Consider the following 24,372-nt stretch of genomic DNA (forward strand, 5'->3'; position numbering starts at 1 on the left):
CTCGCACACCGGCACGTCCGCCGCGCCGAGCATCTCGAATCCGCTCACGCGGCGCTCACCCGCTCGGCGAGGACGTGCTCGAGCACCTCGGTGAACGCCTGCGGCTCCTGCGCTCCCGAGACGCCGAAGCGCCCGTCGAGCACGAAGAAGGGCACGCCGTTGATCCCGTACTCGCGTGCCTGGGCGATGTCGGACTGCACGTCGGCGAGGTGGCGCTGCTCGGCGAGAGCCTGCGCGGTGCCGGTCTCGTCCAGGCCGACCTCCGCGGCGAGCGACGCGATCACGGCGGGATCCGCGAGGTCGTGCCCCTCGACGAAATAGGCGCGCAGCAGGCGCTCCTTCAGCTCGAGCTGGAGCCCCTCGGTCTTGGCGTGGTGCAGGGCCTGGTGCGCGGTGACGGTCTTGACGTGCCGGACCGTCTCGAAGTGGTAGTCGAGGCCGACGCTCGCCGCGATCGCGGTGACGTCGTCCAGCATCTGCTGGGCCTGCGCCTCGGGGATGCCCTTGTGCTCGGCCAGGAACGCCGCCTCCCCGCCGCGGTAGTCCTCGGGGGTGTCGGGCGACAGCTCGAAGCTGCGGTACTCGAGCGACACCTCGGGGGCCTCCGGGTGGGCGAGGCGGAACGCCTCCAGCCCGCGCTCGAACTTCCGCTTGCCGATGTAGCACCAGGGGCAGGCGATGTCCGACCAGATGTCGACGGTGATGGGGGGCTGCGCGTCAGTCACGTGGAGGACAACCGCGCCGCGGCACTGCTATTCCCTCAGCAGCCGGACCAGCTCGTCCACGTCGGACTCGTCGTTCCAGACGTGGAAGGCCACCCGCAGCCGACCGCCGCGCCCCGACACGCGGATGCCCGCCTCCAGCAGGCGGGCGAGATCGGCGCCGTCCTCGTCGGGCCACGAGACGAGCGCTCGGTGCTGCGGGTCGCGGTCGAGCCGCTCGCAGAGCAGATCGCCGAGCCCGGAGGCGTGCCGCCAGACCTCGTCGGCGTCCAGCGACCCGAGGAGCGCGAGGGACGCCTCGGCTCCGACGAAGGCCTGCCACGCGGGCGAGACGTCGAAGCGGCGCGCGTTCTCGGCGAGATGCATGGCGGGTCCGTAGCAGGAGGACCAGACGTCCTCTCCGGAGTACCAGCCGGCCTGCAGCGGGACGAGCTCGGCCGCGTACTCGGGCGAGACGGTCAGGAACGCCACTCCGCGGGGCGAGCACAGCCACTTGTAGGCGTGGGTCAGGGTCGCGTCGAAGCGGGAGGCGTCGACGGGCAGCACCCCCGCCGCCTGCGTCAGGTCGCACGCCGTGCGGGCACCGCACCGGGCCGCCGCCTCGATCACGGAGTCGAGGTCGGCGATCGCGCCGCTGCTCGACTGCACGGCCGAGAACACGACGAGGTCGTCCGCCGGCTCGACGGAGTCGGCCAGCGCCTCCAGCGGCACCGAGCGGACCTCGATCCCCCGGTGCGCCTGCGCGAGGAACGGGAAGACGATGGAGGAGAAGTCGCCGTCTACGCACAGCACCCGGGCGCCGTCGGGCAGCGATCCCGCGAGGACCGACGCCATCACCGATGTCTGCGAGCCGATCGCCACACGATCCACCGGCACGCCGACGAGTCCCGCGAACGAGGAGCGGGCGCTCTCGGCGACCACTCCGTAGCCGGCCGCAGTGCTCTCCCCCGCCGACCAGCGGTCGAGGTCGACCCGCAGCGCCTCGACGCTCTCGCGCGGCGGCAGGCCGAGGGTGCAGGCGTTGTGATAGCCGCGCGCCCCGGAGAACCGCTCGCGCAGAGCGGTCATGGACGGTCCCGGAGTACTCACCCTTCGAGGATCCCCCTCCCCCGCCCGATCGCCAAGACCGCACCCTCGCCGGGCGCGTCGGCGCTCAGCGGGCGGCGAGGCGGTGCGCCTGCTCGATCACGGCGACGACCGCCAGCGCCTCGCGCACATCGACGGGCGGCGGCGCTCCCTCGAGCAGGGTGCGGGCGACTCCGTCGTAGAAGGAGGAGTAGCGCCCCCGTTCGCTCGGCACTGCGCGCGATCCGGCGTCGTCGGTCAGCAGCCCCCACGCTCGGCGCGGGACCTCGCCGAAGTCCGCGTCGTCGGGGCGGGCGCCCGCGTGACGCAGCGCGTTCTCCTGCGGATCCAGGCCGTCGACCGAGAAGGCCGCCGTCGTGCCGAGCACGCGGAACCGCGGACCGGAGGCGCGGGCGACGCGGCTCATCGCGAGGTGCGAGCGCACGCCGCTCTCGTGCAGCAGCGAGAGGAACGCGTCGTCCTCGCTCGCACCGCCCGGGTGCACGATGCGCGTCTCAGCCGCGGTGACCACGGCCGGCCCGAACAGGACCAGCGCCTGGTCGACGAGGTGGCTGCCGAGATCGAACAGGATCCCGCCGCCCTGCTCGGGGCCGATCTCGCCCTGCCAGCGGCCGGTCTTCGGAGCACTCCAGCGCTCGAAGGTCGACTCGAAGCGGAGGACGTCGCCGAGCGCACCCTCGCCGAGGAGCCGCTGCAGAGTCAGGAGGTCGGCGTCCCAGCGGCGGTTCTGGAAGACGAGCACCGGCGCTCTGCTCGCCTCGGACGCCGCGATGATCGCCTCGGCGTCGGCGACGCTCGGCGCGAACGGCTTGTCGACGACCACGGCGACGCCCGCCTCGAGCACGGCCACGGCCTGCTCGCGGTGCACCGACGGCGGGGAGGCGAGCACCACGAGCTCCGGACGCTCCTCGAGCACCGCCTCGAGGTCGGGCACGATGCGCGCACCCGGATGAGAGGCGGCCGCCGACGCCGCGCGCTCGGCGTTCGACGTCGCGATCGCGACGATCCCGAAGGCCGGATCGGCCGCCAGGAACGGCGCGTGGAAGACGCTGCCGGCCAGTCCGTAGCCGACGACGCCGACACGGATCACCTCGACGCCCCCGGCACGTCGACGGCACCGCCGAATCGGCGGGAGCGTCCGGAGTAGTGCTCGATCGCCTCCCAGAGATCCGTGCGCGAGAAGTCCGGCCAGAGCCGGTCGAGGAACACCATCTCGGCGTAGGCGCTCTGCCAGAGCAGGAAGTTGCTCGTCCGCTGCTCGCCGGAGGAGCGGACGAAGAGGTCGACGTCGGGCATCTCGGGCACGTAGAGCGCCTTCGCGATGGTCTTCTCGGTGATGCCGGACGGCTTCAGCCTGCCCGCCGCGACCTCGCCCGCGAGACGCTGCACGGCGTCCGCGATCTCGGTGCGCCCGCCGTAGTTCACGCACATCGTGAGCGTGAGGACGTCGTTGCCCTCGGTCAGCTTCTCGGCGAACTGGAGCTCGTTGATGACCGAGGCCCAGAGCCGGGGCTTGCGACCGGCCCAGCGGATGCGCACGCCCCACTCGTTGAGCTGGTCGCGGCGGCGGTGCAGGACGTCGCGGTTGAAGCCCATCAGGAAGCGCACCTCCTCGGGCGAGCGCTTCCAGTTCTCGGTCGAGAACGCGTAGACGCTGAGGTGCTTGACGCCGATCTGGATCGCTCCCGCCACCACGTCGAGCAGCGCCGCCTCGCCGCGCTTGTGCCCCTCGACGCGCGTGAGTCCGCGGCCGTTCGCCCAGCGGCCGTTCCCGTCCATCACGATCGCGACGTGACCCGGCACGGCCTTCCGGGGGATCTCGGGCGGATGGACGCCGGTCCAGTCGAGCTCGCGGTAGGGCTCGGCGTCCTTGTGCGTGAAGGGCTTCATCGGGTGACGTGCTCCAGTGATCTCAGTCCGCGTTCGAGGTGGAACTGCGTGTAGGCGGCGACGACTCCGCTCGCCCGCGACCGCGTCGAGGGCTCGGTCGTCTCGGCGTGCGCCCAGTCTCCGGTGAGGAGCGCTCCGAGAAGGACGACGACCTCCGGGGCGACGCGCGGAGCACCGGGCGGGGTGCAGTCCTGGCAGACCACGCCGCCCATCTGCACGACGACGGCGCCGTGCGGGCCGGGCGCGCCGCACCGGGCGCAGTCCTCGAAGCTCGGCGCCCATCCCGCGATCGACAGTGCGCGCAGGAGGTAGGAGTCGAGGGTGAGCACCGCCTCGTGCTCGCGGCGCGAGAGCGAGCGCAGGGCGCCGACGAGGAGCAGGTACTGCTGGAGGGACGCGTCGGAGTCGGTCAGCCGGTCGGCCGTCTCGACCATCGCGTTCGCCGCGGTGTAGCAGTCGTAGTCGGCCGCGATGAGAGCGCCGTACGCGCCGATCGACTCGGCCTGCGTGACGATGTCGAGGCTGCGGCCCTCGTAGAGCTGCAGGTCGGCGACCATGAACGGCTCGAGCCGCGAGCCGAACTTGGAACCGGTCTTGCGGACGCCCTTGGCGACGGCGCGGATCTTGCCGTGCCCGCGGGAGAGCAGGGTCACGATGCGGTCGGCCTCGCCCAGCTTGTGCGTGCGGAGCACCACGGCTTCGTCACGATAGGTGGGCATGCCCTCGATTATCCTCCCCGCCACCGACAACCTCCCGGCCGCCGGGCCGACGGGCCGGTCTCCCCCCGTGGAACGATGGGCCGGTGGCCGACACCCTCTTCGTGATCCCCGCCTGGGCCGACCTCCTGGCGATCGCCATCGGCTGCCTCCAGGGCGCGATGTTCGCGGGCGAGTTCCGCGACCGCCGCATCGATCTGCTCGGCGTGACGATCATCGGCACGGCCACGGGCCTGGGAGGCGGTGTGCTGCGCGATCTGCTGCTGCAGACGCCGCTCGTGGCCCTGCACACCAACGCGTACCTGATCGTCGCGGTGACGGCCTCGCTCGTCGGGATGCTGCTCCAGCATGTGCTCAACCGGGCCGACGGCACGATCACCGCCCTCGACGCCCTGACCCTGGGCCTCTTCGGCGCGATCGGCACCACGAAGGCGCTGGCGCTCGGAGTCCCGGAGGTGCCGGCCGTCTTCGTCGGCACGGTGTCGGCGGTGGGCGGCTCGGTCATCCGCGACATCCTGCTGAACCGGCCGATCGCGCTGATGCACGTCGGCTCGCTCTACGCCGTCGCCGCGACCGCGGGCACGGCCGTCCTCGTCACCGGCCTGCGCTTCGGGATGCTCATCGACTTCGCCGCGCCGCTCGCCGTGGGCGTCACCACGCTGATCCGTCTGCTCGCCGTGCGCTACGGCTGGAGCCTGCCCGAGCAGCGCGCCCTCAGCGGCGTGCCGCGCCTCCGCTGGCGCCGCCGCGCCTAGCCCCGTCCCCCGCACCGAGGGAACCCCGACCCGCCCAGGGAACCCGCTGGTGCAGGCTCCCTGGACGGTGCGGGGTTCCCTCGGCGGGGCCGGAGGACGGCGCGTCACACGGAGGCGGACGCCAGCTCGCGGTCGGGAGCCTCCTCGCGCAGGGCGCGGTTCACGGCCGAGACGATCGCCTTCAGCGAGGCGGTCGAGATGTCGGCGTCGACGCCCACGCCCCACAGGGTGCGGCCGTTGACCGAGCACTCGACGTACGAGGCGGCCAGCGCGTCGCCGCCGGCGCTGAGAGCGTGCTCGACGTAGTCCAGCACCCGCACCTCGACGCCGTGCTGGCTCAGCACGGACTCGAAGGCGTTGACCGGGCCGTTGCCCGAGGCGTTCGCCTCGATGATCTCGTCGCCGACGCGCAGCACCGCGTTCAGGGCGATGGTGCCGCCCAGGTCGCTCGACGTGCTGGTGCGGGTCAGCTCGAACCGGCCCCACTTCTCGTCGGCGCGGTGCGCGGGAGCGGGCAGGTACTCGTCCTGGAAGATCGTCCAGATCTGCTCGCTCGTGACCTCGCCGCCCTCGGCGTCGGTCTTGGCCTGCACGACGCCCGAGAACTCGATCTGGAGGCGGCGCGGGAGGTCCAGCGCGTGGTCGGTCTTCAGCAGGTACGCGACTCCGCCCTTGCCCGACTGCGAGTTGACGCGGATGACCGCCTCGTAGGAGCGCCCCAGGTCCTTCGGGTCGACCGGCAGGTAGGGAACGGCCCAGGTGAGCTCGTCGACGCCGCGACCGGTGCGCTCGGCCTCGGCCTCCATGGCCTCGAAGCCCTTCTTGATCGCGTCCTGGTGCGAACCGCTGAACGCGGTGAAGACGAGGTCGCCCGCCCAGGGGCTGCGCTCGGGCACGGCGAGCTGGTTGCAGTACTCGGCGGTGCGCTTGATGCCGTCCATGTCGCCGAAGTCGATCTGCGGGTCGATGCCCTGCGTGAACAGGTTGACGCCCAGCGCGACGAGGTCGACGTTGCCGGTGCGCTCGCCGTTGCCGAAGAGGCAGCCCTCAATGCGGTCGGCGCCGGCCAGGTAGCCCAGCTCGGCGGCGGCGACGGCCGTGCCGCGGTCGTTGTGGGGGTGCAGCGACAGGATGATGTTCTCGCGCTGCGCCAGGTTGCGGCTCATCCACTCGATCGAGTCGGCGTAGACGTTCGGCGTGGCCATCTCGACGGTCGCGGGCAGGTTGAGGATCACCTTGCGGTCCGGGGTCGGCTCGAAGACCTCGACCACGCGGTCGCAGATCTCGCGGGCGAACTCGAGCTCGGTGCCCGTGTAGCTCTCGGGCGAGTACTCGTAGTAGACGGTGGTGCCGGGGACCGACTCCTCCATCTCGCGGCACTTGCGGGCACCGGCCAGGGCGATGTCGATGATCCCCTGGCGGTCCTTGCGGAACACGACCTCGCGCTGCAGCACGCTGGTGGAGTTGTACAGGTGCACGATCGCCTGCCGGGCGCCCCGGATCGACTCGTACGTGCGCTCGATCAGGTGGTCCCGCGCCTGCGTCAGCACCTGGATGGTGACGTCCTCGGGGATCGCTCCCTCCTCGATGAGGCTGCGGACGAAGTCGAAGTCGGTCTGGCTCGCGCTCGGGAAGCCGACCTCGATCTCCTTGTAGCCCATCGAGACCAGCAGATCGAACATGATCCGCTTGCGCTCGGGGCTCATCGGGTCGATCAGCGCCTGGTTGCCGTCGCGGAGGTCGACGGCGCACCAGCGCGGCGCGGTCGTGATGCGCTTGGTCGGCCACGTGCGGTCGGGCAGATCGACCGTGATCTGCTCGTGGTACGGCCGGTACTTGTGGATCGGCATGGTCGAGGGCTTCTGCGTGTTCTTCATGAGGGTCTCCTGGCGCGGATGCGCGCCCGTGTCGGTCTCGCGGGGATCCGGGAATCGGATGCGACCTCGCGGAGGGAACTGCGATCAGGCGTCGACGGACTCCGCGACGAGGGAGGCCTGGGGGTTAGGACTCGTCGCGGCAGCTAAGAAGGAGCAGACCGAAGCGCACGGGGCCAGGCTAGCACTGCCCCCGCGCCCAGGTCACCCGGGCGCGCTCAGGCGACGAGGCCGTTCTCGTACGCGTAGACGACCAGCTGGACGCGGTCGCGCAGGCCCAGCTTGCCCAGCGTGCGGCTGATGTGGGTCTTGACGGTCGCCTCGCTGAGGAACTCGGCGGTCGCGATCTCGGTGTTGCTCAGTCCTCGCGCCGCGTGGTGGAAGATCTCGCGCTCGCGGTCGGTGAGCGTCGAGAACGCGACGGGGGTCTCCCGACCGCTGCCCGGCGCGCCGAAGTGCTCGAAGAGCTCGCGCGTGGCGGAGGCCGCGACCACGGCCGTGCCCGCGTGGACCGTCCGCACCGAGGCGAGGAGGAAACCGGGCTCGGTGTCCTTGAGGAGGAAGCCGCTCGCCCCGGCGCGGATCGCCCGGGCCGCGGCCTCGTCCAGGTCGAAGGTCGTCAGCACGAGGATGCGCGGGGCGGGCGTCCCCGTCTCGGCGGCGCGGGCGAGGATCCGCCGCGTCGACTCGATGCCGTCGACACCGGGCATCCGGATGTCCATCAGCACGACGTCCGGTGCGACCCGGGCGACGACCTCCGCGCCCTCGGCGCCGTCGGACGCCTCGCCGACCACCTCGAGGTCGGGCTGCGAGCTGAGCAGCATGCGGATGCCGGCGCGGAACAGCGCCTGGTCGTCGACGAGGACGATGCGGATGGGGTCGGTCATGACGGGATGCCTCCGGAGGCGAGCGGCGGGACGAGGGTGACGGGCGAGGTGCGCGGGGGCACGGGTGGAGCGGGGAGCCGGGCGTCGACCACGAAGTGGTCGCCGTCGGGACCGGCGAGCAGCGTGCCGCCCGCGAGGACCGCGCGCTCGCGCATGCCGATCAGGCCGTGGCCCTCCCCCGGAGTGTCGAGCGCGTCCTCGCACCGGGAATTGCGCACCGTCAGCACGACATCGCCGCCCTCGCGGCGCAGCGCGATGTCGAGGGGCGCGCCGGGCCGGCCGTGGCGGAGGGCGTTGGTCGTCGCCTCCTGCGCGATCCGGTAGAGCGCCAGTCCGGTGGCCCGCGGGACGGACTCGAGGTCGAGACCCAGTTCGGAGCGGACGGGAGCGCCCGTGCCGCTGACGCTCTCGAGCAGCGCGGGCAGATCGCGCGCCTCGGGCTGCGGGCCGTCCATCTGACTGTGGCGCAGCTGCGCGAGGAGCTGTCGCACGTCGCCGAGGGCGTCCCGCGCCACGCCCGAGATCGTCAGGAGGGCCGCGTCGGTCTGCTCGGGACTGGCGGAGCCGAGGTAGCGGGCACCGTCGGCCTGGGCGATCACGACCGCGAGCGAGTGCGCGACGACGTCGTGCATGTCGCGGGCGATGCGGTTGCGCTCCTCGACGGTGTCGAGCTCGCGCTGGGCTCGCGCGCGCTCGCGCTCGGCCTCGTCGCGCTCGGACTGGCCCACGCGGGCGCGGCGGGCCGCGCGGGAGAGGAGGCCGATGGTCCAGGACAGGCCGAGCGTGGCGAGGATGCCGCCGGAGGATGCGCCGACGGTGATCAGACTGCTCGGCGAGTCCTGGGCCAGGCCGAAGGCGATCGAGAGGTACGCCACCGCGACGACCGTGCCGACGACCGCCGACACCGCACCCGCCGTGCGCACCCGCTTCGAGTCGGCGGCGCCGGCCCCGAAGAGCACGACGAGGATCGCCAGGTCGGACGGAGCGGGCTCCAGCCGGACGCCCATCTGCAGGGCGGCGCCGATCCAAGCGATGCCGAGCGCGAGCCCGGGCGAGCGGCGGTGCAGCACCAGCGCGACGGCCAGCACTCCGGCGACGAAGGGGTGCAGCGAGTCCTCGCCCACGGAGTACGGCACGACCGAGATCACGAGCAGCACGAGCGCCTGGGCACCGGCCGATCCGGCCGCGAACGCGTCCTGCGGTCCGGCGACGCGCTCGAGGAGGCGCTCGATCCGATCCTCCGGACCGACCGGGTTCCGCAGCCCGCGGACGAAGGACAGCACCGCGATCGCCGCCAGGACGGCGGCGACGAGGACCGCGACCGCGACCAGGACGAGGAAGCGGATGCTCGGGGGCGGTTCGGGCGAGTCGAGCGACGGGCGGAGCGACGCCGACAGGACGACGCCGCCGAGCCCGCAGAGCAGGAGGGCGCCGACCAGCGCGAGCGATCGGGTCCACGGCCCGAGTCGGCGCGCCGTCGACCAGAGCACGACCGCTCCGACGACGACGCCGTCCAGCGGCAGGCCGACGACCGGCACCGCTCCGCCGAGGAGGATCCCCGCGGCGGCCAGGGTGGGGGCGAGCGCCGGGAGCAGGCCCGCCAGCGCGAGGGCGAGCCCGAGGAGCAGGCCCGCGGACGGCGAGGCGCTCGACACGCCGCTCGCGAGCGCCAGCAGGTGCGCGACGGCGAGCAGGGCGCCGGCGATCGGGAGCGTCGCCGGTCGGTCCAGGAGCACGCGCATGCCTCTCACGCTAGACGTCGAGCGCCGCGGAGTCGTCGTCCCGACGGCTGATCGACGTGCGCCGAGCGGATCAGAAGCCCAGGCGCCCCAGCAGCTTCGGGTCGCGCTGCCATTCCTTGGCGACCTTCACCCGGATCGAGAGGAACACCCGGCGTCCCAGCAGGCGCTCGATCTGCTCGCGCGAGACCGCGCCGACCTCGCGCAGGCGCTGCCCGCCCTTGCCGATGATGATGCCCTTCTGGCTGTCGCGCTCGACGAAGACGTTGGCGTAGATGTCGATGAAGGAGCCGTCCTCGCGCTCGGCCATGTCGTCGAGGGTCACGGCGAGGGAGTGCGGCAGCTCGTCCGAGACGCCCTCGAGAGCGGCTTCGCGGATGAACTCCGCGATGCGCGAGCCGAGGTCCTCGTCGGTCACGGCCTCCTCGGGGTAGAGGGCGGGCGACACCGGCATCAGACGGAGCAGCTCCACGGCGAGCACGTCGAGCTGCTCGTCGGTGACCGCCGAGATCGGCACGATCGTGTCCCACTCGCGGAGCTCGGAGACGGCGAGCAGCTGCTTGGCGACCGACTTCTTCGAGGAGAGGTCGACCTTCGACACGATCGCGACCTTGCGGGCACGCGGGAACGCGTCGAGCTGCTCGTTGATGAAGCGGTCGCCGGGGCCGATCGGCTCGTCGGCGGGGAAGAGCATCCCGATGACGTCCACATCGCCCAGCGTCGAGGTGACGAGCGAGTTCAGGCGCTCGCCGAGGAGCGTGCGCGGGCGGTGGATGCCCGGGGTGTCGACGACGATGAGCTGGCCGTCGGGCCGGTGGACGATGCCGCGGATCGCGCGGCGCGTGGTCTGCGGCTTGGAGCTCGTGATGGCGATCTTCTCGCCGACCAGGGCGTTCGTCAGGGTCGACTTGCCGACGTTGGGGCGGCCGACGAACGACACGAATCCCGCGCGGAAGGGCGTCGTGGGCGGGCTGGAGTCGGTCATCGTGCGTCCTCGTTCTGTCTGTCGTCGGCGGGGGCGCCCGCTGATCGGCCGTCGGCTGCTCGGCTCCGCGTCTCGCGGTCCTTCGCGGCCCGGGCGTTCGCCGCTCGGGTCTGCGACGCCCGCGACGGGGCCGTCCGGGTCGGAGCGGCGCGCGGGTCCCGGGCGCGTGCGTCCCGGCTCCGAGTATCCCCGGTCGGGCCCTCATCGGCGTCGGCCTCGCCGTCGTCGCCCCCGATCGGAGCGGAACCGTCGCCGGTCTCGCCGCTCGGGTCGTAGTCGTGATCGCGGCGGACCAGCACGGTCGAGATGGTGCCGCGGCGCGCGTCCGCCTGCTCGGCCTCGAGGATCACGCCGTCGATCCGGGCGCTGGCACCGCGATCCGGGAGGCGGCCGTAGGCCTTGGTGAGCAGTCCGCCGACCGAGTCGACGTCGTCGTCCTCGAGATCGATCTCGAACAGCTCGCCGAGCTCGTCGACCGGGAGCCGCGCCGAGACCCGGTAGACGCCGGGCTCGATCTCCTCGAAGAGATCGACCTCGCGGTCGTACTCGTCCGAGATGTCGCCGACGAGCTCCTCGATGAGGTCCTCGAGGGTCACGAGGCCGGCGATGCCGCCGTACTCGTCGACCACCATGGCGAGGTGGTTCGACTCCAGCTGCATCTGGCGAAGCAGCTCGTCCGCCATCTTCGACTCCGGCACGAAGAGCGCCGGTCGAGCGAGGTCGGCGACGACGTCGTCGTCGTCGGGCCGCTCGTAGGTGTGGCGGGCGACGTCGCGGAGGTAGAGCACGCCGAGGACGTCGTCCACGCCCTCGCCGATGACGGGGAGCCGCGAGATGCCGCGGCTGAGCAGGAGTCCCATGCCCGCTCCGATCGACGCCGTCGCCTCGATCGTCACCATGTCGGTGCGCGGGACCATCACCTCGCGCACGAGGGTGTCGTTGAACTCGAAGATCGAGTGGATGAGCTCGCGGTCGTCCTGCTCGAGGACGTCCTGCTCCGTGGCCTCGTCCACCATGCTCAGCAGCTGCTCCTCGGAGGAGAAGCCGGCGGAGCGGCCGGTGCCGGGGGTCACCCGGTTGCCGAGAGCGACGAGGCCGTGCGCCACGGGCCCGAGGGCCACGCGCAGCACGTGGATCAGGGAGGCGCTCGTGCCCAGCACGGCGCGCGCGTGCGCCCGGCCGACGCTGCGGGGGCTCGAGCCGACGAGCACGAAGGAGACGGCGGCCATGATCAGGATCGCCAGCAGCAGCGCGAGCCAGAGCTGGTCGACGACGACCACGAGGACCGTCGTGACGAAGACCGCGGCCGTCGTCTCGGCGGCGATCCGGGAGAAGTTGACGACGTTCACGTGCGCGCTCATGTCGCCGGCGATGGCGCGCAGGGCGCGAGCGCTGCGCGAGTGGTTCGCCATCTCGAGCACGTCGCTGCGCGAGAGCACGCCGAGGGCCGCGTCGGTCGCGGCGAACCATCCGCCGACCGCGACGAGGACGAGGGCGGCGATGAGGAGCTGGAGGGTGAGCACGGCGAGGCCTAGCGGCGTCGCTCGCTGATGTGGAAGCCGACGAGGATGTCGCGCTGGATGCCGAACATCTCGCGCTCCTCGTCGGGCTCCGCGTGATCGAAGCCGAGCAGGTGCAGGAGCCCGTGGGCCGTCAGCAGCAGGAGCTCGTCGAGGACCGAGTGGCCCGCGGCCTCGGCCTGCGTCTGAGCGACCTGCGGGCAGAGCACGATGTCGCCGAGCAGACCGGCCGGGGTCTGCTCGTCCTCGGTGCCGGGTCGCAGCTCGTCCATCGGGAAGCTGAGCACGTCGGTCGGGCCCGGCTCGTCCATCCACTGCACGTGCAGCTGCTCCATCGCGCCCTCGTCGACGAGCACGATCGCCAGCTCGGCGTCGGGGTGCACGTGCATCGTGTCGAGCGCGTAGCCGGCGAGGCGCAGCAGCGCCGCCTCGTCGACGGGGACGCTCGACTCGTTGTTGATCTCGATGCTCACGGGGGCGGTGTTCCTCTTCGTCGGGATGATCGGGTCGGCGGTTCAGCCGCGCGGGCGCTTGGGCTGCGCATCGCCGGAGGCGCGCGGGGAGCCGGCGCGCCGCTCGGCGCGGTTCGCGAACTCGCGGGCCTGCTCGCGCTCGTAGTGCTGCGCCTGCTTCTGCTGGTCGTACTCGGTGTAGGCGTCCACGATCCGGCCCACGAGGCTGTGGCGCACCACGTCCTCGCTGGTCAGCCTCGAGAAGTGGATGTCGTCGATGCCGTCGAGCACCCGGGTGACGAGCCGGAGGCCGCTGGCCCCGGTCGGCAGGTCGACCTGCGTGATGTCACCGGTGATGACCATCTTGGAGCCGAAGCCGAGCCGGGTGAGGAACATCTTCATCTGCTCCGGCGTGGTGTTCTGCGCCTCGTCGAGCACGACGAACGAGTTGTTGAGGGTGCGCCCGCGCATGTACGCGAGCGGAGCGACCTCGATGGTGCCCGCGGCGAGCAGCTTGGGGACGATCTCCGGATCCATCATCTCGTTGAGCGCGTCGTAGAGCGGACGGAGGTAGGGGTCGATCTTGTCGGTGAGGGAGCCCGGCAGGTATCCCAGCCGCTCCCCCGCCTCGACGGCCGGACGGGTCAGGATGATCCGCTCGACCTCCTTGCGCTGCAGCGCCTGCACGGCCTTCGCCATCGCCAGGTAGGTCTTGCCGGTTCCGGCCGGGCCGATGCCGAACACGATCGTGCTGTGATCGACGGCGTCGACGTACTCGCGCTGACCGAGGGTCTTGGGGCGGATGCTCTTGCCGCGCGCCGTCAGGATCGCCTGCCCGAATGCCTCCGCCGGGCTGACGGATCCGCCGTTCTGGAGGATGCGAGCGGACTCGCGGACCCCTTCGGGGTCGAGGTCGTGGCCGCCTGCGGTCATGGTCACCAGTTCTTCCACCAGGCGCGCCGCCGCGGAGACGGGAGAGGGCTCGCCCTCGAGCGTCACCTCGTTGCCGCGCACGTGCACCTGGACGTCGGGGAATCGTGTCTCGACCGCCTTGATGAGGCGGTCCTGGGGTCCGAGGAGGCGCACCATGGCGACTCCGTCGACGGCGATGACGCGTCGCGTCGTGCCGGGGGTCGTGCCGGTCGGGGTCGACTCGGCGGGGGTCGGTGCTTCGGGGCTGTCGCCCGCGTGGTCAACCGGTGGCAAGGGAGCCTTCCGTCAGGTGTCCGCCCATCACGTGGGCGTGGACGTGGAACACGGTCTGCCCGGCCGCTTCGCCCGAGTTGAAGACGAGGCGGAACTGCCCGCCGCAGTGGGCGTCGGCCAGGGTCTGCGCGACCTGGACGATCTCGGCGAGCAGGGCCGGGTCGGCGGCGCCGAGCTCGGCGACGGTCGCGTACTCCTGCGTCTTGGGGAAGACCAGCAGGTGGACCGGCGCTTTCGGCGCGATGTCGGTGATGGCGAGAACCCGCTCGTTCTCGAACACCACGTCGGCGGGGATCTCGCCCCGGACGATGCGCGTGAAGACGGTGGGTTCGCTCATGGGTCCATCTTAAACGCCGGGGAGCCGGCGAGGGGGCCCCGTTCGCCCAGGGCGCGCGTCGCGGCTACCAGCGGCCCAGACGGGCCGAGAGCACGGCGATGGCCGCCGGGCCAGCGGTCGAGGTGCGGAGCACGGTGTCGCCCAACGCGACGGCCTCGGCGCCCGCCGCCGCGAGCAGCGCCAGCTCCTCCGGAGCGACACCGCCCTCCGGGCCGACCACCAGGACGATGTCGCGGCCGTCGGGCTCGAGGGAGGAGAGACGGACCTCGGCGGACGGCTCGAGCACGAGGACGCGCTCGGTCGCCGCGCGGTCGGCGAGCAGGCGCGTCGAGGCGACGGCCGAGACCTCGGGCACCCGGGCGCGGAGCGACTGCTTGCTCGCCTCGCGCACGATGCTGCGCCAGCGCTCGCGGCCCTTCTCCTCCTTGGGTCCGCTCCAGCGCGAGATCGACCGGGCGGCCTGCCACGGGACGACCTCGTCGATCCCGAGCTCGGTGGCCGCCTGCACGGCCAGCTCGTCCCGGTCGCCCTTCGCGAGCGCCTGGGCGAGCACGAGGCGCGGCGCCGGAGCGGCCGACTCCTCCACCGATTCGACGACCAGGGCGACGCGGGACGGCTCGGCGCTCTCGACGACGGCCATCGCCACGAGACCCCGGCCGTCGCCCACCCGGATCGTCTCGCCCGCGCGGATCCGGCTCACCGTCGCGGCGTGACGCGCCTCGGCACCGGTCAGGGCGAGACGCCCGCCCGCGACGAAGTCGCCGGAGTCGAGGGACTCGTCGATGTAGTGGTGCGCCACCGCCGTGCGCCGATCAGCCGAGGAAGCGGTCGCGGAGCTTCGAGAAGAGGCCCTGCTGGAAGTGGGTGAGCGCGGGCTTCTGCGGCTTGTAGTGCTTCGCGAACTCCTGCACGAGCTCGCGCTCGCGGTGGCCGAGCTTGGTCGGGGTGACGACCTGGATGCCCACGCGCAGATCTCCGCGGCCGTTGCCGCGCAGCTTCGTGACTCCGCGGCCCTTGATCGTGACGATCTCGGTGCTCTGGGTGCCCGGCTTGACCTCGATCTCGATGTCGCCGTCGAGGGCGGCGAGCGTCGTGGTGGACCCGAGGATCGCATCCGTCATCTGCACCTCGAGGGTGCAGAGCAGGTCGTCGCCGTTGCGGCTGAAGACGTCGTGGTGCTTGACCTTGATCTCGAGGTAGAGATCGCCGTTCGGTCCGCCGGCGGGGCCGACCTCGCCGCTGCCCGGCATCTGGAGGCGGAGCCCGGTGTCGACGCCCGCGGGGACGTCGACGGGGATCGTGCGGCGCGCGCGGACGCGGCCCTGGCCCTGGCAGGTCGAGCACGGAGTGGCGATGACGGTGCCGTAGCCGCGGCAGGTGCCGCAGGGGCTCGCCGTCATGACGTTGCCCAGGAGCGAGCGGACGGTGCGCTGGATCTGGCCGGAGCCGTGGCAGATGTCGCAGGTGACCGGCGAGGTGCCGGGCTGGCAGCAGGAGCCCTGGCAGGTCTCGCAGAGCACGGCCGTGTCGACCTCGAGATCGCGGTGCGTGCCGAAGATGACCTCGTCGAGCGAGACCTCGACGCGCAGGAGCGCGTCCTGCCCGCGCTCACGGCGGGAGCGCGGCCCGCGGGAGGAGCCCTGGGCGCCCTGGCCGAAGAACGTCTCGAAGATGTCGCCGAAGCCGCCGAAGCCCTGACCGCCGCCGGGGAAGCCCTCCTGGGGCCCGCGGTCGTACTGCTGGCGCTGCTGGGCGTCGCTCAGGACGTCGTAGGCGTGCGTGACGAGCTTGAACCGCTCGGAGGCGTCGGCGCTCGGATTGACGTCGGGGTGCAGCTCGCGGGCGAGTCGGCGGTACGCCTTCTTGATCTCGTCGGCGGAGGCGTCGCGGGCGACGCCCAGCACTTCGTAGTGATCGGCCACAGGTGGCTTCGTCCTTCGTTCGTGGGTCGGTGCACCGGGTACGGCGGACCGGGTGGGAGCCGGGGCGACCGGCGAGTCGGGGAAGTGGGGGTCAGTCCTCGCCGAGGAGGCGGGAGAGGTAGCGGGCGACGGCGCGCACCGCGGCGATGTTGCCGGAGTAGTCCATCCTGATCGGTCCGAGGACGCCCAGGCGCGAGACCTGGCCGCCGGCGGTGTTGTAGCCGCTCGTCAGCACCGAGGTCTCCTGCAGGCCAAAGGGCGCGTTCTCGCGGCCGATCCGCACCGAGATGCCGCGGGGGTCCGGCACCATCTCGGCGAACAGCCGGAGCAGCTCCACCTGCTCCTCGATCGCCTCCAGCACCGGGTAGATGCTTCCCGAGAAGTCCTCCTCGGTGCGGACGAGGTTGGCGGCGCCGGCCATGACGAGGCGGTCCTGCCGATTCGCGCCGACCTGCTCGAGGAGCGTCTGGAGGATCGGCGCGAGCACGTCGCGGCGCTCCGGCGTGAACCGCTCGGCGGCCGCCTGGAGCGTCTCGGCGGCGGCCTGGAGCCCGAGGCCGATCACGGCCGTGTTGAGCTTGGCGCGGATCTCGCCGAGGAACTCGGCGTCGACGTCGGTCGGGGTCTCGAGGACGCGCTGATCGACCCGGCCGGTGTCGGTGATGAGCACCGAGAGCAGGCGGCGCGGCGCGAGGGCGACGAGCTCCACGTGGCGGATGCGGGCGGCTCCGAACGACGGGTACTGCACGAGCGCGACGCTGTTGGTGAGCTGCGAGAGCAGCCGCACGGTCTTGACCAGCACCTCGTCGAGGTCGGGGCTCTGGCCGAGGAAGGTCTCGATGGCCTGGCGCTGCGCGGCGGTGAGCGGGCGCAGGTCGGTGAGCTGATCGACGAAGAGGCGGTAGCCCTTGTCGGTGGGAACGCGCCCCGAGGAGGTGTGCGGAGCCGCTATCAGCTCCTCCTCCTCGAGCTGCGCCATCTCGTTGCGGATCGTCGCCGCCGAGACGCCGAACGAGTGCCGCTCGACGATCGACTTCGAGCCCACGGGCTCGCGGTGGGCCACGTAGTCCTGCACGATCACGCGCAGGACCTGGAGACCGCGCTCCGTCACCATACGACCGACCTCCCGCCGGGCTCCGGGTGCCTCTCGGCACGAACCACCGCGGCGCCGACGCGCCGCACGGAGCTTGGCACTCCGCAACTTCGAGTGCCAATCATACCCGCGAGCGGGGGGCCGGACGGAGGATCGCGCGGGATCGGCGTGGTGCGGAGGGGACTCCTCCTCCGGTGCTGCTGCGCGGCCCGCGCGGTGCGCCACACGACGTGCCACGATGGACGCCGAGCGCACGGGGGTCGCCCGTCGCGATGACGCCCGGAACAGGAGACCTCATGTCGACCACGCCTCCCCCTCCCCCGCCCCCCGCGTACAGCACGCCGGCGCCCCCGCTGAACCCGGCCGACGAGAAGACCTGGGCGATCGTGACCCACGTCCTGGGCATCTTCTTCAGCTTCCTGCCGTCGCTGATCGTGTACCTCGTGTTCAAGGGCCGGGGCCCGTTCCTGGAGGCGCACGCGAAGACCGCGCTGAACTTCCACCTGACGACGCTGATCGCCTACGTGGCGGGCACGATCCTGACGTTCGTCCTCGTCGGGTTCATCGTCTTCCTCGTCGTGCCGATCCTCGTGATCGTGTTCGCGATCATCGCCTCGGTGCGCGCGAGCGCCGGCGAGTACTACACGTACCCGCTGAGCATCCCGTTCTTCAAGTAGGGCGGCTGCCGCCGGTCGGGCGGCCCGTCCCCCTGCTGGTCGAGCAGCCGCAGGCGACCTCGGCTGGTCGAGCAGCCACCGCAGGCGGCGTATCGAGACCCACGTCCTCTGCAGGGGTCGGTCTCGATACGCCCGCTTCGCGGGCTACTCGACCAGCGGGGGGGGCTGAATCCCGTCAGCCGTCGGCCAGGCGGCGCACCACCGCGTCGGCCAGCAGCCGGCCGCGCAGCGTCAGCACCACGCGGCCCTGCAGAGCCGCCCGGCCGTCGATCAGCCCGTCGGCGATGAGCCCGGCGACCTCGCGCCGGCGCTCCGGGTCGATCGCCTCGACGGGCAGGCCGTCCGAGAGGCGCGAGCGCAGCAGCACGTCCTCGACGCCCCTCGTCGCGGCATCGAGGGTCTCGCGACCGGCGGCAGGACTCGATCCGGCCCGCAGCCGGTCCGCGTACGCCGCCGGATGCTTCACGTTCCACCAGCGCACGCCTCCGACGTGGCTGTGCGCACCCGGTCCGACGCCCCACCAGTCGTGGCCGAGCCAGTAGGACAGGTTGTGGCGCGAGCGGTGGGCGTCGTCGATCGCCCAGTTGCTGACCTCGTACCAGGAGTAGCCGGCGGCCGCGAGGCGCTCGTCCGCCAGCTCGTACATGTCGGCCGTGAGGTCGTCGTCGGGTGTCGCGACCTCGCCGCGGCGGATCTGCCGGGCGAGCTTCGTGCCGTCCTCGACGATCAGCGCGTAAGCCGAGAGGTGGTCGGGGCGGTTCGCGAGAGCGGAGTCGAGCGACCGCTCCCAGTCGGCGAGCGACTCCCCCGGCGTTCCGTAGATGAGGTCGAGGCTGACCTGCAGGCCCGCCTCCCGCGCCCACTCGACCACCAGCGGGACGCGCTCGGGGTCGTGGGTGCGCTCGAGGGTCGCGAGCACGTGCGGCACTGCCGACTGCATCCCGAAGCTGACGCGGGTGAACCCGGCGTCGGCGAGGGCGCGCAGATACGCGGCGTCGACGGAGTCGGGATTCGCCTCGGTCGTGATCTCGGCGCCGTCGGCGATGCCGAAGCGCGAGCGCAGACCGTCGAGCATGCGGACGAGGTCCTCCGCCGGGAGCAGCGTGGGCGTGCCTCCGCCGAAGAACACCGTCGCGGCGGGCCGCTCGGGCAGTCCCGCACGGCGCAGCACCTCGGCGCCGAGGGTCATCTCGGCGACGGCCTGCTCGGCGTAGTCGGACTGCTTCGCGCCCCGCAGCTCGGTCGCCGTGTAGGTGTTGAAGTCGCAGTAGCCGCAGCGCACCCGGCAGAACGGCACGTGCACGTACAGTCCGAGGTCGCGCTGCTGGGCGCCGTCGGCGGCGGAACCGGGCAGGAGCCCGTCGAGCGGGGCCGGGTCGGCCAGTGGGAGGGCGCTGCCCACGTCAGCTGACGCGCGCCGGCAGCAGCGCGCGCAGGTACTTCTTGACCTGCTTCTTCTGCACCGCGCGCAGCACCGGGGAGCCGAGGCGGTAGAGGCGGGTGGAGGGGCGCGAGAAGACGCGGATGACCAGCCAGACGGAGTCGTCGGCGCGCTTCTCGACGACGAACGACTCCTCGCCGCTCTCGGGGTGGCCCTCGAGCGTGCCGTAGGCGAAGCCGACCTGGTCGGGCTCGTCGACGACGTAGACCACGCGCACTGGAGCGTCGAAGGTGCGGCCCAGCAGGTCGACCTTGAGCACCGCGGTGACGCCGGCGGTGATGTAGGGAGTGCCGTCGGGGCCGAACCGCTCCTCCGTGGGGCGGCTCGTGAGATCGATCGGAGTTCCGGCGGAGTCGAAGTTGACGCCCGTGTACTGCACGCCGCTGCCGCTCGTGATGTCCTCGACGCGGATGCCGCTGCCGCGCTGCACGCCCCAGGTCATGAGCGACGCCGTCGTGATCGCGAAGCGCTCGGCTCCCGAGCCCAGCCTCGCCTCGAAGCGCTCGGCGGTGAAGCCGTCCGGCGGGTACTCGAGGAGATCGGGTGCGAGGGTGCCGCCGACGGCCGCGTAGGTGACCTGCGGCTGCCCCTCGAAGCTCGAGCGCCGGATGCTCACTTCTTGTCCTTCGTCTCGACGTCGCCGGAGAGCGCGGCGATGAACGCCTCCTGCGGCACTTCGACCCGGCCCACCATCTTCATGCGCTTCTTGCCCTCCTTCTGCTTCTCGAGCAGTTTGCGCTTGCGGGTGATGTCACCGCCATAGCACTTGGCCAGGACGTCCTTGCGCATCGCGCTGATGGACTCGCGCGCGATGATGCGGGCGCCGATCGCGGCCTGGATGGGGACCTCGAACTGCTGCCGAGGGATGAGCTTGCGCAGGCGCCCCGTCATCAGCACGCCGTAGGCGTAGGCCTTCTCGCGGTGCACGATCGCGCTGAACGCGTCGACCTGCTCGCCCTGGAGCAGGATGTCGACCTTCACGAGGTCGGCCTCCTGGTCGCCCGCCGGCTCGTAGTCGAGCGACGCGTAGCCGGCGGTCTTGGACTTGAGGTTGTCGAAGAAGTCGAAGACGATCTCGCCGAGGGGCATGTGGTACCGGATCTCGACCCGGTCCTCGCCGAGGTACTCCATGCCGATCAGCGTGCCGCGGCGGCTCTGGCAGAGCTCCATGATCGTGCCGACGTAGTCCTTGGGCGCGAGGATCGCGGCCTTCACGATCGGCTCGGTGACCGAGGCGATCTTGCCGCCCGGGAACTCGCTCGGGTTCGTCACGGTGACGGTCTTCTTGTCCTCCGTGGTCACCTCGTAGATGACGGAGGGAGCGGTGGTGATGAGGTCGAGGCCGAACTCGCGGTCCAGGCGCTCGGTCACGATCTCGAGGTGGAGGAGGCCCAGGAAGCCGCAGCGGAAGCCGAAGCCCAGCGCGACCGAGGTCTCGGGCTCGTAGACGAGCGCGGCGTCCGAGAGCTTGAGCTTGTCGAGCGCCTCGCGGAGGTCGGGGTAGTCGCTGCCGTCGATCGGGTAGAGGCCCGAGAAGACCATCGGCAGCGGCTCGGTGTAGCCCGGCAGCGCCTGCGTCGCGGGCTTGGACGCCGTGGTGACGGTGTCGCCGACCTTCGACTGGCGGACGTCCTTCACGCCGGTGATCAGGTAGCCCACCTCGCCGACGGCGAGACCCTGGGTGGCGACCGGCTCCGGGCTCGAGACGCCGATCTCGAGGATCTCGTGAGTGGCCCGCGTCGACATCATCTGGATCTTCTCGCGCGGCGAGAGCTTGCCGTCGATCATGCGGACGTAGGTGACGACTCCGCGGTAGGCGTCGTAGACCGAGTCGAAGATCATGGCGCGCGCGGGGGCGTCGGCGTCGCCGACGGGCGGCGGGATGAGCTGCGTCACGCGATCGAGCAGGGCCTCGACGCCCATGCCCGTCTTCCCCGAGACGCGGAGCACGTCGTCGGGATCGCCGCCGATGAGGCTCGCGAGCTCCTTCGCGTACTTGTCGGGGTCGGCGGCGGGGAGGTCGATCTTGTTCAGGACCGGGATGATCGTGAGGTCGTTCTCGAGCGCCAGGTAGAGGTTCGCGAGGGTCTGCGCCTCGATGCCCTGCGCGGCGTCGACCAGGAGGATCGCGCCCTCGCACGCGGCGAGCGAGCGGCTGACCTCGTACGAGAAGTCGACGTGACCGGGGGTGTCGATCATGTTGAGGGCGAAGGTCTTCCCCTCGTGCTCCCACGGCATGCGCACGGCCTGCGACTTGATCGTGATGCCGCGCTCGCGCTCGATGTCCATGCGATCGAGGTACTGCGCGCGCATCGCGCGGTCCTCGACCACGCCCGTGATGCCGAGCATGCGATCGGCGAGTGTGGACTTGCCGTGATCGATGTGGGCGATGATGCAGAAGTTGCGGATGGACGCCGGATCGGTCGCGGCGGGCTCGAGCCCGAGGTGTGCACGTGGAGACATCGTGGGGCCATTGTCCCACGGTCGGGGTGCGTCGGCGGGCGGAGGGCCTGGAGGGCCGGTGACGTCGGTGCGCGGCGGGTGGTATCCGGTGCAGAACCTGAGCGGAGAAGAGGGATCGGGCGCTGTCGGCCGGGACGCCCCCTCCGCGAGCGTGCGCCGCTCTGCGCTACAGGTCGAGGCCGTAGGTGCGCGTCGGCTCGACTCCGGGCGGGTTCTCGCGCTCGGGAAGGCGGACGAAGCCCATGCTCTCGTAGAGCGCGTGCGCGGCGACCATGTCGGTCCCGCTGTTCATGACGACGCGGTCGAGGCCCCGCTCGACCGCGAGCATCACGACGAACTCGGTGAGCAGGCGGCCCAGGCCCCGGCCGCGCGCCTCGGGAGCGACGGCGAGCAGCCGCCAGTCGAGCTCGCCCGGGCGGCCGAGGGAGTAGAGGTTCGTGCTCGGAGCGGCGGTGGTCACCGTCGCGAGGATCCGGCCGTCGGCGTCCTCGGCCACCCACACCTCGCCCTCGCGGTCGTGCCGGGACACGTCCGCGACGTCGGCCGCGTACTCCTCCCCCAGTTCGTAGTCGTGCGCGTACGCGGCCAGACGCAGGCGCGACACCTCGGCGTGCTCGTCCTCGCGCACGCGGCGGACGAGGATCCCGTCCGCGCTCACGGGCGCGCCGGAGCGGGCAGCGTGCGCAGGCCGTGCTCGATGTCGGCGGGGTCCGCCGCGAGGCAGATCCGGATCCAGCCCTCGCCCGTGCGCCCGAACGCGCTGCCCGGGGCGACGGCGACGAGCGTCTCGAGGAGGAACGCCTCGACCCAGGACGCGACGTCGCCACCGGTCGCGTGCGACAGGTCGATCCACAGGTAGAAGGCGCCCTCGGGCTCGCGGTAGCGGATCCCCCGCTCGTCGAGGATCGACGTCGCCAGACGCAGGTTCGACAGGTAGTGCGCGGCGGCGTCGGCCACCGCCTCCTGCGGGCCGGTCAGCGCCGCGAGGGCCGCGCGCTGGTCGGGCGAGGCGACGCAGCTGATCGCCGCTTCCTGCACGGTGACCATGGTCGTCGTCAGGCCGGGAGGGGTGACGAGGTAGCCGACGCGGACGCCGGTCATGGCGTAGGTCTTCGAGAAGGAGAACACGCTGAACACGCGGTCGTCGTCGTGCCCGAGCTCCTGCGCGATGCTCGCGAGGCTGACGTGCGGGCGCCCGTAGGTGAAGTACTCGTAGACCTCGTCGCTGATGATCCACAGGTCGTGCCGGCGGGCGAACTCGAGGAGCCGCTCCAGGACCGGGCGCGGGAAGACGATCCCGAGCGGGTTCGACGGGCTGTTCACGATGATCACCCGGGTGCGGTCGGTGACGATGCGCTCGAGCTCGTCGAGATCGGGGAGGAAGCCGTTCTCGGGACGGAGCGTGTAGGGCACCGGGACGGCCTCGATCATCCGGGCGTTCATGGTGAACGTGGTGTACCCGGGATCGGGCACCAGCACCTCGTCCCCGGTGCGCAGCGTCAGCGTCATCGCCTGGTAGAGCGCCTGAGTGCCGCCGACCGTGAGCCAGACCTGCTCGACATCGGCGCGGATGCCGTTGTCGCGGGCGAGCTTCTCGACGATCGCGCGGCGGAGCTCGGGGAGGCCGCCGTTGGGCCCGTAGTCCGTGTCGTCCGCGGCCCACGCCGCGCGCGCGGCCTCGATGATGTGCGGCGCGGTCGGCACGTCGGGCTCACCGACGCAGAGGAAGGTGACGCCCTCGAGACGGAGGGCGATCTCGAACAGACGGCGGATGCCGGACGGCGGCACCGCGGGGAGGTGATCGGCGAGACGTGGCATCGCTGATCACCGTACCGCCCGAGGGGCCGACTCGTCGGCGGGCCGCGGTTGAAGCGGGACGACGGGTGCGCTAAAGTTCCTTGTTGGCTTGCGCTCCACCACCGGCACCCCCGGCGTACGTGGAGTGATCAGAAGCCGGCGACCTCCAGTCGCACCGGGACGGCCCGCGCCGCCCGGAAGGGGCACTCCGACGAGTAGCCGGCTGCACACACGCACATCCGAGAAGAAGGTAATCCACGTGGCAAACATCAAGTCGCAGATCAAGCGCAACCTCACGAACAAGAAGGCGAACGACCGCAACAAGGCGGTCAAGAGCCAGCTCAAGACCGCCGTCCGCTCGGTCCACACCGCCATCGCCGCCGGCGACGCCGCCCAGGCCGCGACCGCCCTCGCGTTCGCCGCCAAGAAGCTCGACAAGGCCGCCAGCAAGGGCGTCATCCACAAGAACCAGGCCGCGAACCGCAAGTCGGCCATCGCGAAGCAGGTCGCTGCGCTGTAACTCTGCGCTGCGCTGCAACGACGAAGGGTCCGGCCGATGGCCGGGCCCTTCGTCGTTTCCGCTTCGCGGTCGACGGACTCCTCGTTCCTCGTCGTCCGTCGCGCGGTCGGCTCGCGGAGGGGGTCGCGGTGGGAGGAGCGTGGTGCGTTCCGGGTACGGCGATCCGCTGGCACGCGGATCGTCGGTGACCCTGCAGGGTGCGCGGCTGGTCGAGGAGGGCTCCCGCTGCGCGGGTCGAGTCCGGCTGCGGAACGCGGGTCGTCTGTCACGCGGGGTGGACCGGTGTACTG

24 protein-coding genes are annotated in these 24,372 nt (G+C 71.7%); 3 read left to right on the plus strand and 21 right to left on the minus strand.

The window, feature by feature from the left end; all coding sequences use genetic code 11:
* Positions 1 to 44: 44 nt before the first annotated feature.
* The 5 genes from IOC53_RS00550 to recO all read right to left on the minus strand — a co-directional run bounded on the left by IOC53_RS00550 (position 45) and on the right by recO (position 4,417).
* Positions 45 to 725, minus strand: a complete 681-nt coding sequence (locus IOC53_RS00550; RefSeq protein WP_207402442.1) for a DsbA family protein — start codon at positions 723 to 725, stop codon at positions 45 to 47.
* A 27-nt stretch (positions 726 to 752) separates the two neighbouring features.
* Positions 753 to 1,790, minus strand: a complete 1,038-nt coding sequence (locus IOC53_RS00555; protein WP_207402443.1) for an aminotransferase class V-fold PLP-dependent enzyme — start codon at positions 1,788 to 1,790, stop codon at positions 753 to 755.
* Positions 1,791 to 1,875: 85 nt separating this feature from the next.
* A complete protein-coding gene (locus IOC53_RS00560) occupies positions 1,876 to 2,898 on the minus strand; it encodes a Gfo/Idh/MocA family oxidoreductase (RefSeq protein WP_207402444.1) in 1,023 nt (340 codons plus the stop codon).
* Positions 2,895 to 3,698 carry an isoprenyl transferase gene (locus tag IOC53_RS00565; protein ID WP_207402445.1) on the minus strand — a complete coding sequence of 268 codons (804 nt, stop codon included), beginning with the start codon at positions 3,696 to 3,698 and terminating at the stop codon, positions 2,895 to 2,897. Before IOC53_RS00565 ends, IOC53_RS00560 begins: the two co-directional genes overlap by 4 nt.
* The gene (gene recO / locus IOC53_RS00570) at positions 3,695 to 4,417 is read right to left on the minus strand and encodes a DNA repair protein RecO (RefSeq protein ID WP_207402446.1); all 723 of its coding nucleotides are present in this window, start codon (positions 4,415 to 4,417) and stop codon (positions 3,695 to 3,697) included. Before recO ends, IOC53_RS00565 begins: the two co-directional genes overlap by 4 nt.
* Before the next feature lie 83 nt (positions 4,418 to 4,500).
* Here recO and IOC53_RS00575 point away from each other — a divergent pair, with 83 nt between their 5' ends.
* Positions 4,501 to 5,169, plus strand: coding sequence for a trimeric intracellular cation channel family protein (locus IOC53_RS00575; protein WP_207402447.1), 669 nt, complete (start codon positions 4,501 to 4,503; stop codon positions 5,167 to 5,169).
* 104 nt (positions 5,170 to 5,273) lie between these two features.
* Here IOC53_RS00575 and leuA read toward each other — a convergent pair whose 3' ends face one another.
* The 11 genes from leuA to hrcA all read right to left on the minus strand — a co-directional run bounded on the left by leuA (position 5,274) and on the right by hrcA (position 17,205).
* A complete protein-coding gene (gene leuA, locus IOC53_RS00580) occupies positions 5,274 to 7,046 on the minus strand; it encodes a 2-isopropylmalate synthase (RefSeq protein WP_207402448.1) in 1,773 nt (590 codons plus the stop codon).
* Between the two features lie 215 nt (positions 7,047 to 7,261).
* Positions 7,262 to 7,930: a response regulator transcription factor gene (locus IOC53_RS00585; protein WP_207402449.1), complete on the minus strand. Its 669-nt coding sequence runs from the start codon at positions 7,928 to 7,930 to the stop codon at positions 7,262 to 7,264.
* The gene (locus IOC53_RS00590; RefSeq protein WP_207402450.1) at positions 7,927 to 9,672 is read right to left on the minus strand and encodes a histidine kinase; all 1,746 of its coding nucleotides are present in this window, start codon (positions 9,670 to 9,672) and stop codon (positions 7,927 to 7,929) included. The genes IOC53_RS00585 and IOC53_RS00590 overlap by 4 nt, the downstream gene beginning before the upstream one ends.
* A 70-nt stretch (positions 9,673 to 9,742) precedes the next feature.
* Positions 9,743 to 10,654 carry a GTPase Era gene (era, locus tag IOC53_RS00595; protein ID WP_207402451.1) on the minus strand — a complete coding sequence of 304 codons (912 nt, stop codon included), beginning with the start codon at positions 10,652 to 10,654 and terminating at the stop codon, positions 9,743 to 9,745.
* Positions 10,651 to 12,177, minus strand: a complete 1,527-nt coding sequence (locus IOC53_RS19345) for a hemolysin family protein (RefSeq protein WP_307786001.1) — start codon at positions 12,175 to 12,177, stop codon at positions 10,651 to 10,653. Before IOC53_RS19345 ends, era begins: the two co-directional genes overlap by 4 nt.
* A gap of 8 nt (positions 12,178 to 12,185) precedes the next feature.
* A complete protein-coding gene (ybeY, locus tag IOC53_RS00605) occupies positions 12,186 to 12,647 on the minus strand; it encodes an rRNA maturation RNase YbeY (RefSeq protein ID WP_207402452.1) in 462 nt (153 codons plus the stop codon).
* Between the two features lie 42 nt (positions 12,648 to 12,689).
* Entirely contained in the window at positions 12,690 to 13,715 is a 1,026-nt protein-coding gene (locus IOC53_RS00610; RefSeq protein ID WP_207402540.1) for a PhoH family protein, read from the minus strand.
* Positions 13,716 to 13,818: 103 nt separating this feature from the next.
* The gene (locus IOC53_RS00615; RefSeq protein WP_207402453.1) at positions 13,819 to 14,169 is read right to left on the minus strand and encodes an HIT domain-containing protein; all 351 of its coding nucleotides are present in this window, start codon (positions 14,167 to 14,169) and stop codon (positions 13,819 to 13,821) included.
* Positions 14,170 to 14,233: 64 nt separating this feature from the next.
* The gene (locus tag IOC53_RS00620) at positions 14,234 to 14,968 is read right to left on the minus strand and encodes a 16S rRNA (uracil(1498)-N(3))-methyltransferase (protein WP_207402454.1); all 735 of its coding nucleotides are present in this window, start codon (positions 14,966 to 14,968) and stop codon (positions 14,234 to 14,236) included.
* Positions 14,969 to 14,981: 13 nt separating this feature from the next.
* Positions 14,982 to 16,091 carry a molecular chaperone DnaJ gene (dnaJ, locus tag IOC53_RS00625; protein WP_207402455.1) on the minus strand — a complete coding sequence of 370 codons (1,110 nt, stop codon included), beginning with the start codon at positions 16,089 to 16,091 and terminating at the stop codon, positions 14,982 to 14,984.
* Between the two features lie 91 nt (positions 16,092 to 16,182).
* Positions 16,183 to 17,205: a heat-inducible transcriptional repressor HrcA gene (gene hrcA / locus IOC53_RS00630; protein ID WP_207402456.1), complete on the minus strand. Its 1,023-nt coding sequence runs from the start codon at positions 17,203 to 17,205 to the stop codon at positions 16,183 to 16,185.
* A 275-nt stretch (positions 17,206 to 17,480) separates the two neighbouring features.
* Here hrcA and IOC53_RS00635 point away from each other — a divergent pair, with 275 nt between their 5' ends.
* A complete protein-coding gene (locus tag IOC53_RS00635; protein ID WP_207402457.1) occupies positions 17,481 to 17,861 on the plus strand; it encodes a DUF4870 domain-containing protein in 381 nt (126 codons plus the stop codon).
* A gap of 175 nt (positions 17,862 to 18,036) precedes the next feature.
* On the opposite strand, the gene hemW is transcribed toward IOC53_RS00635, so the two are convergent.
* The 5 genes from hemW to IOC53_RS00660 all read right to left on the minus strand — a co-directional run bounded on the left by hemW (position 18,037) and on the right by IOC53_RS00660 (position 23,583).
* Positions 18,037 to 19,263, minus strand: coding sequence for a radical SAM family heme chaperone HemW (gene hemW, locus IOC53_RS00640; RefSeq protein WP_207402458.1), 1,227 nt, complete (start codon positions 19,261 to 19,263; stop codon positions 18,037 to 18,039).
* 1 nt (position 19,264) lies between these two features.
* Complete coding sequence (locus tag IOC53_RS00645) at positions 19,265 to 19,918, minus strand: DUF1990 domain-containing protein (protein ID WP_307786002.1); 654 nt, start codon at positions 19,916 to 19,918, stop codon at positions 19,265 to 19,267.
* Positions 19,915 to 21,765 carry a translation elongation factor 4 gene (gene lepA, locus IOC53_RS00650; protein ID WP_207402459.1) on the minus strand — a complete coding sequence of 617 codons (1,851 nt, stop codon included), beginning with the start codon at positions 21,763 to 21,765 and terminating at the stop codon, positions 19,915 to 19,917. The genes IOC53_RS00645 and lepA overlap by 4 nt, the downstream gene beginning before the upstream one ends.
* 166 nt (positions 21,766 to 21,931) lie before the next feature.
* Entirely contained in the window at positions 21,932 to 22,423 is a 492-nt protein-coding gene (locus IOC53_RS00655) for a GNAT family N-acetyltransferase (RefSeq protein WP_207402460.1), read from the minus strand.
* A complete protein-coding gene (locus IOC53_RS00660; protein WP_207402461.1) occupies positions 22,420 to 23,583 on the minus strand; it encodes a pyridoxal phosphate-dependent aminotransferase in 1,164 nt (387 codons plus the stop codon). The genes IOC53_RS00655 and IOC53_RS00660 overlap by 4 nt, the downstream gene beginning before the upstream one ends.
* A gap of 238 nt (positions 23,584 to 23,821) precedes the next feature.
* Here IOC53_RS00660 and rpsT point away from each other — a divergent pair, with 238 nt between their 5' ends.
* A complete protein-coding gene (gene rpsT / locus IOC53_RS00665; RefSeq protein ID WP_207402462.1) occupies positions 23,822 to 24,082 on the plus strand; it encodes a 30S ribosomal protein S20 in 261 nt (86 codons plus the stop codon).
* Positions 24,083 to 24,372: the final 290 nt, after the last annotated feature.

Source organism: Rathayibacter sp. SD072 (genome assembly GCF_017355185.1).
In the GTDB taxonomy this organism is placed as follows: Bacteria; Actinomycetota; Actinomycetes; order Actinomycetales; family Microbacteriaceae; genus Rathayibacter.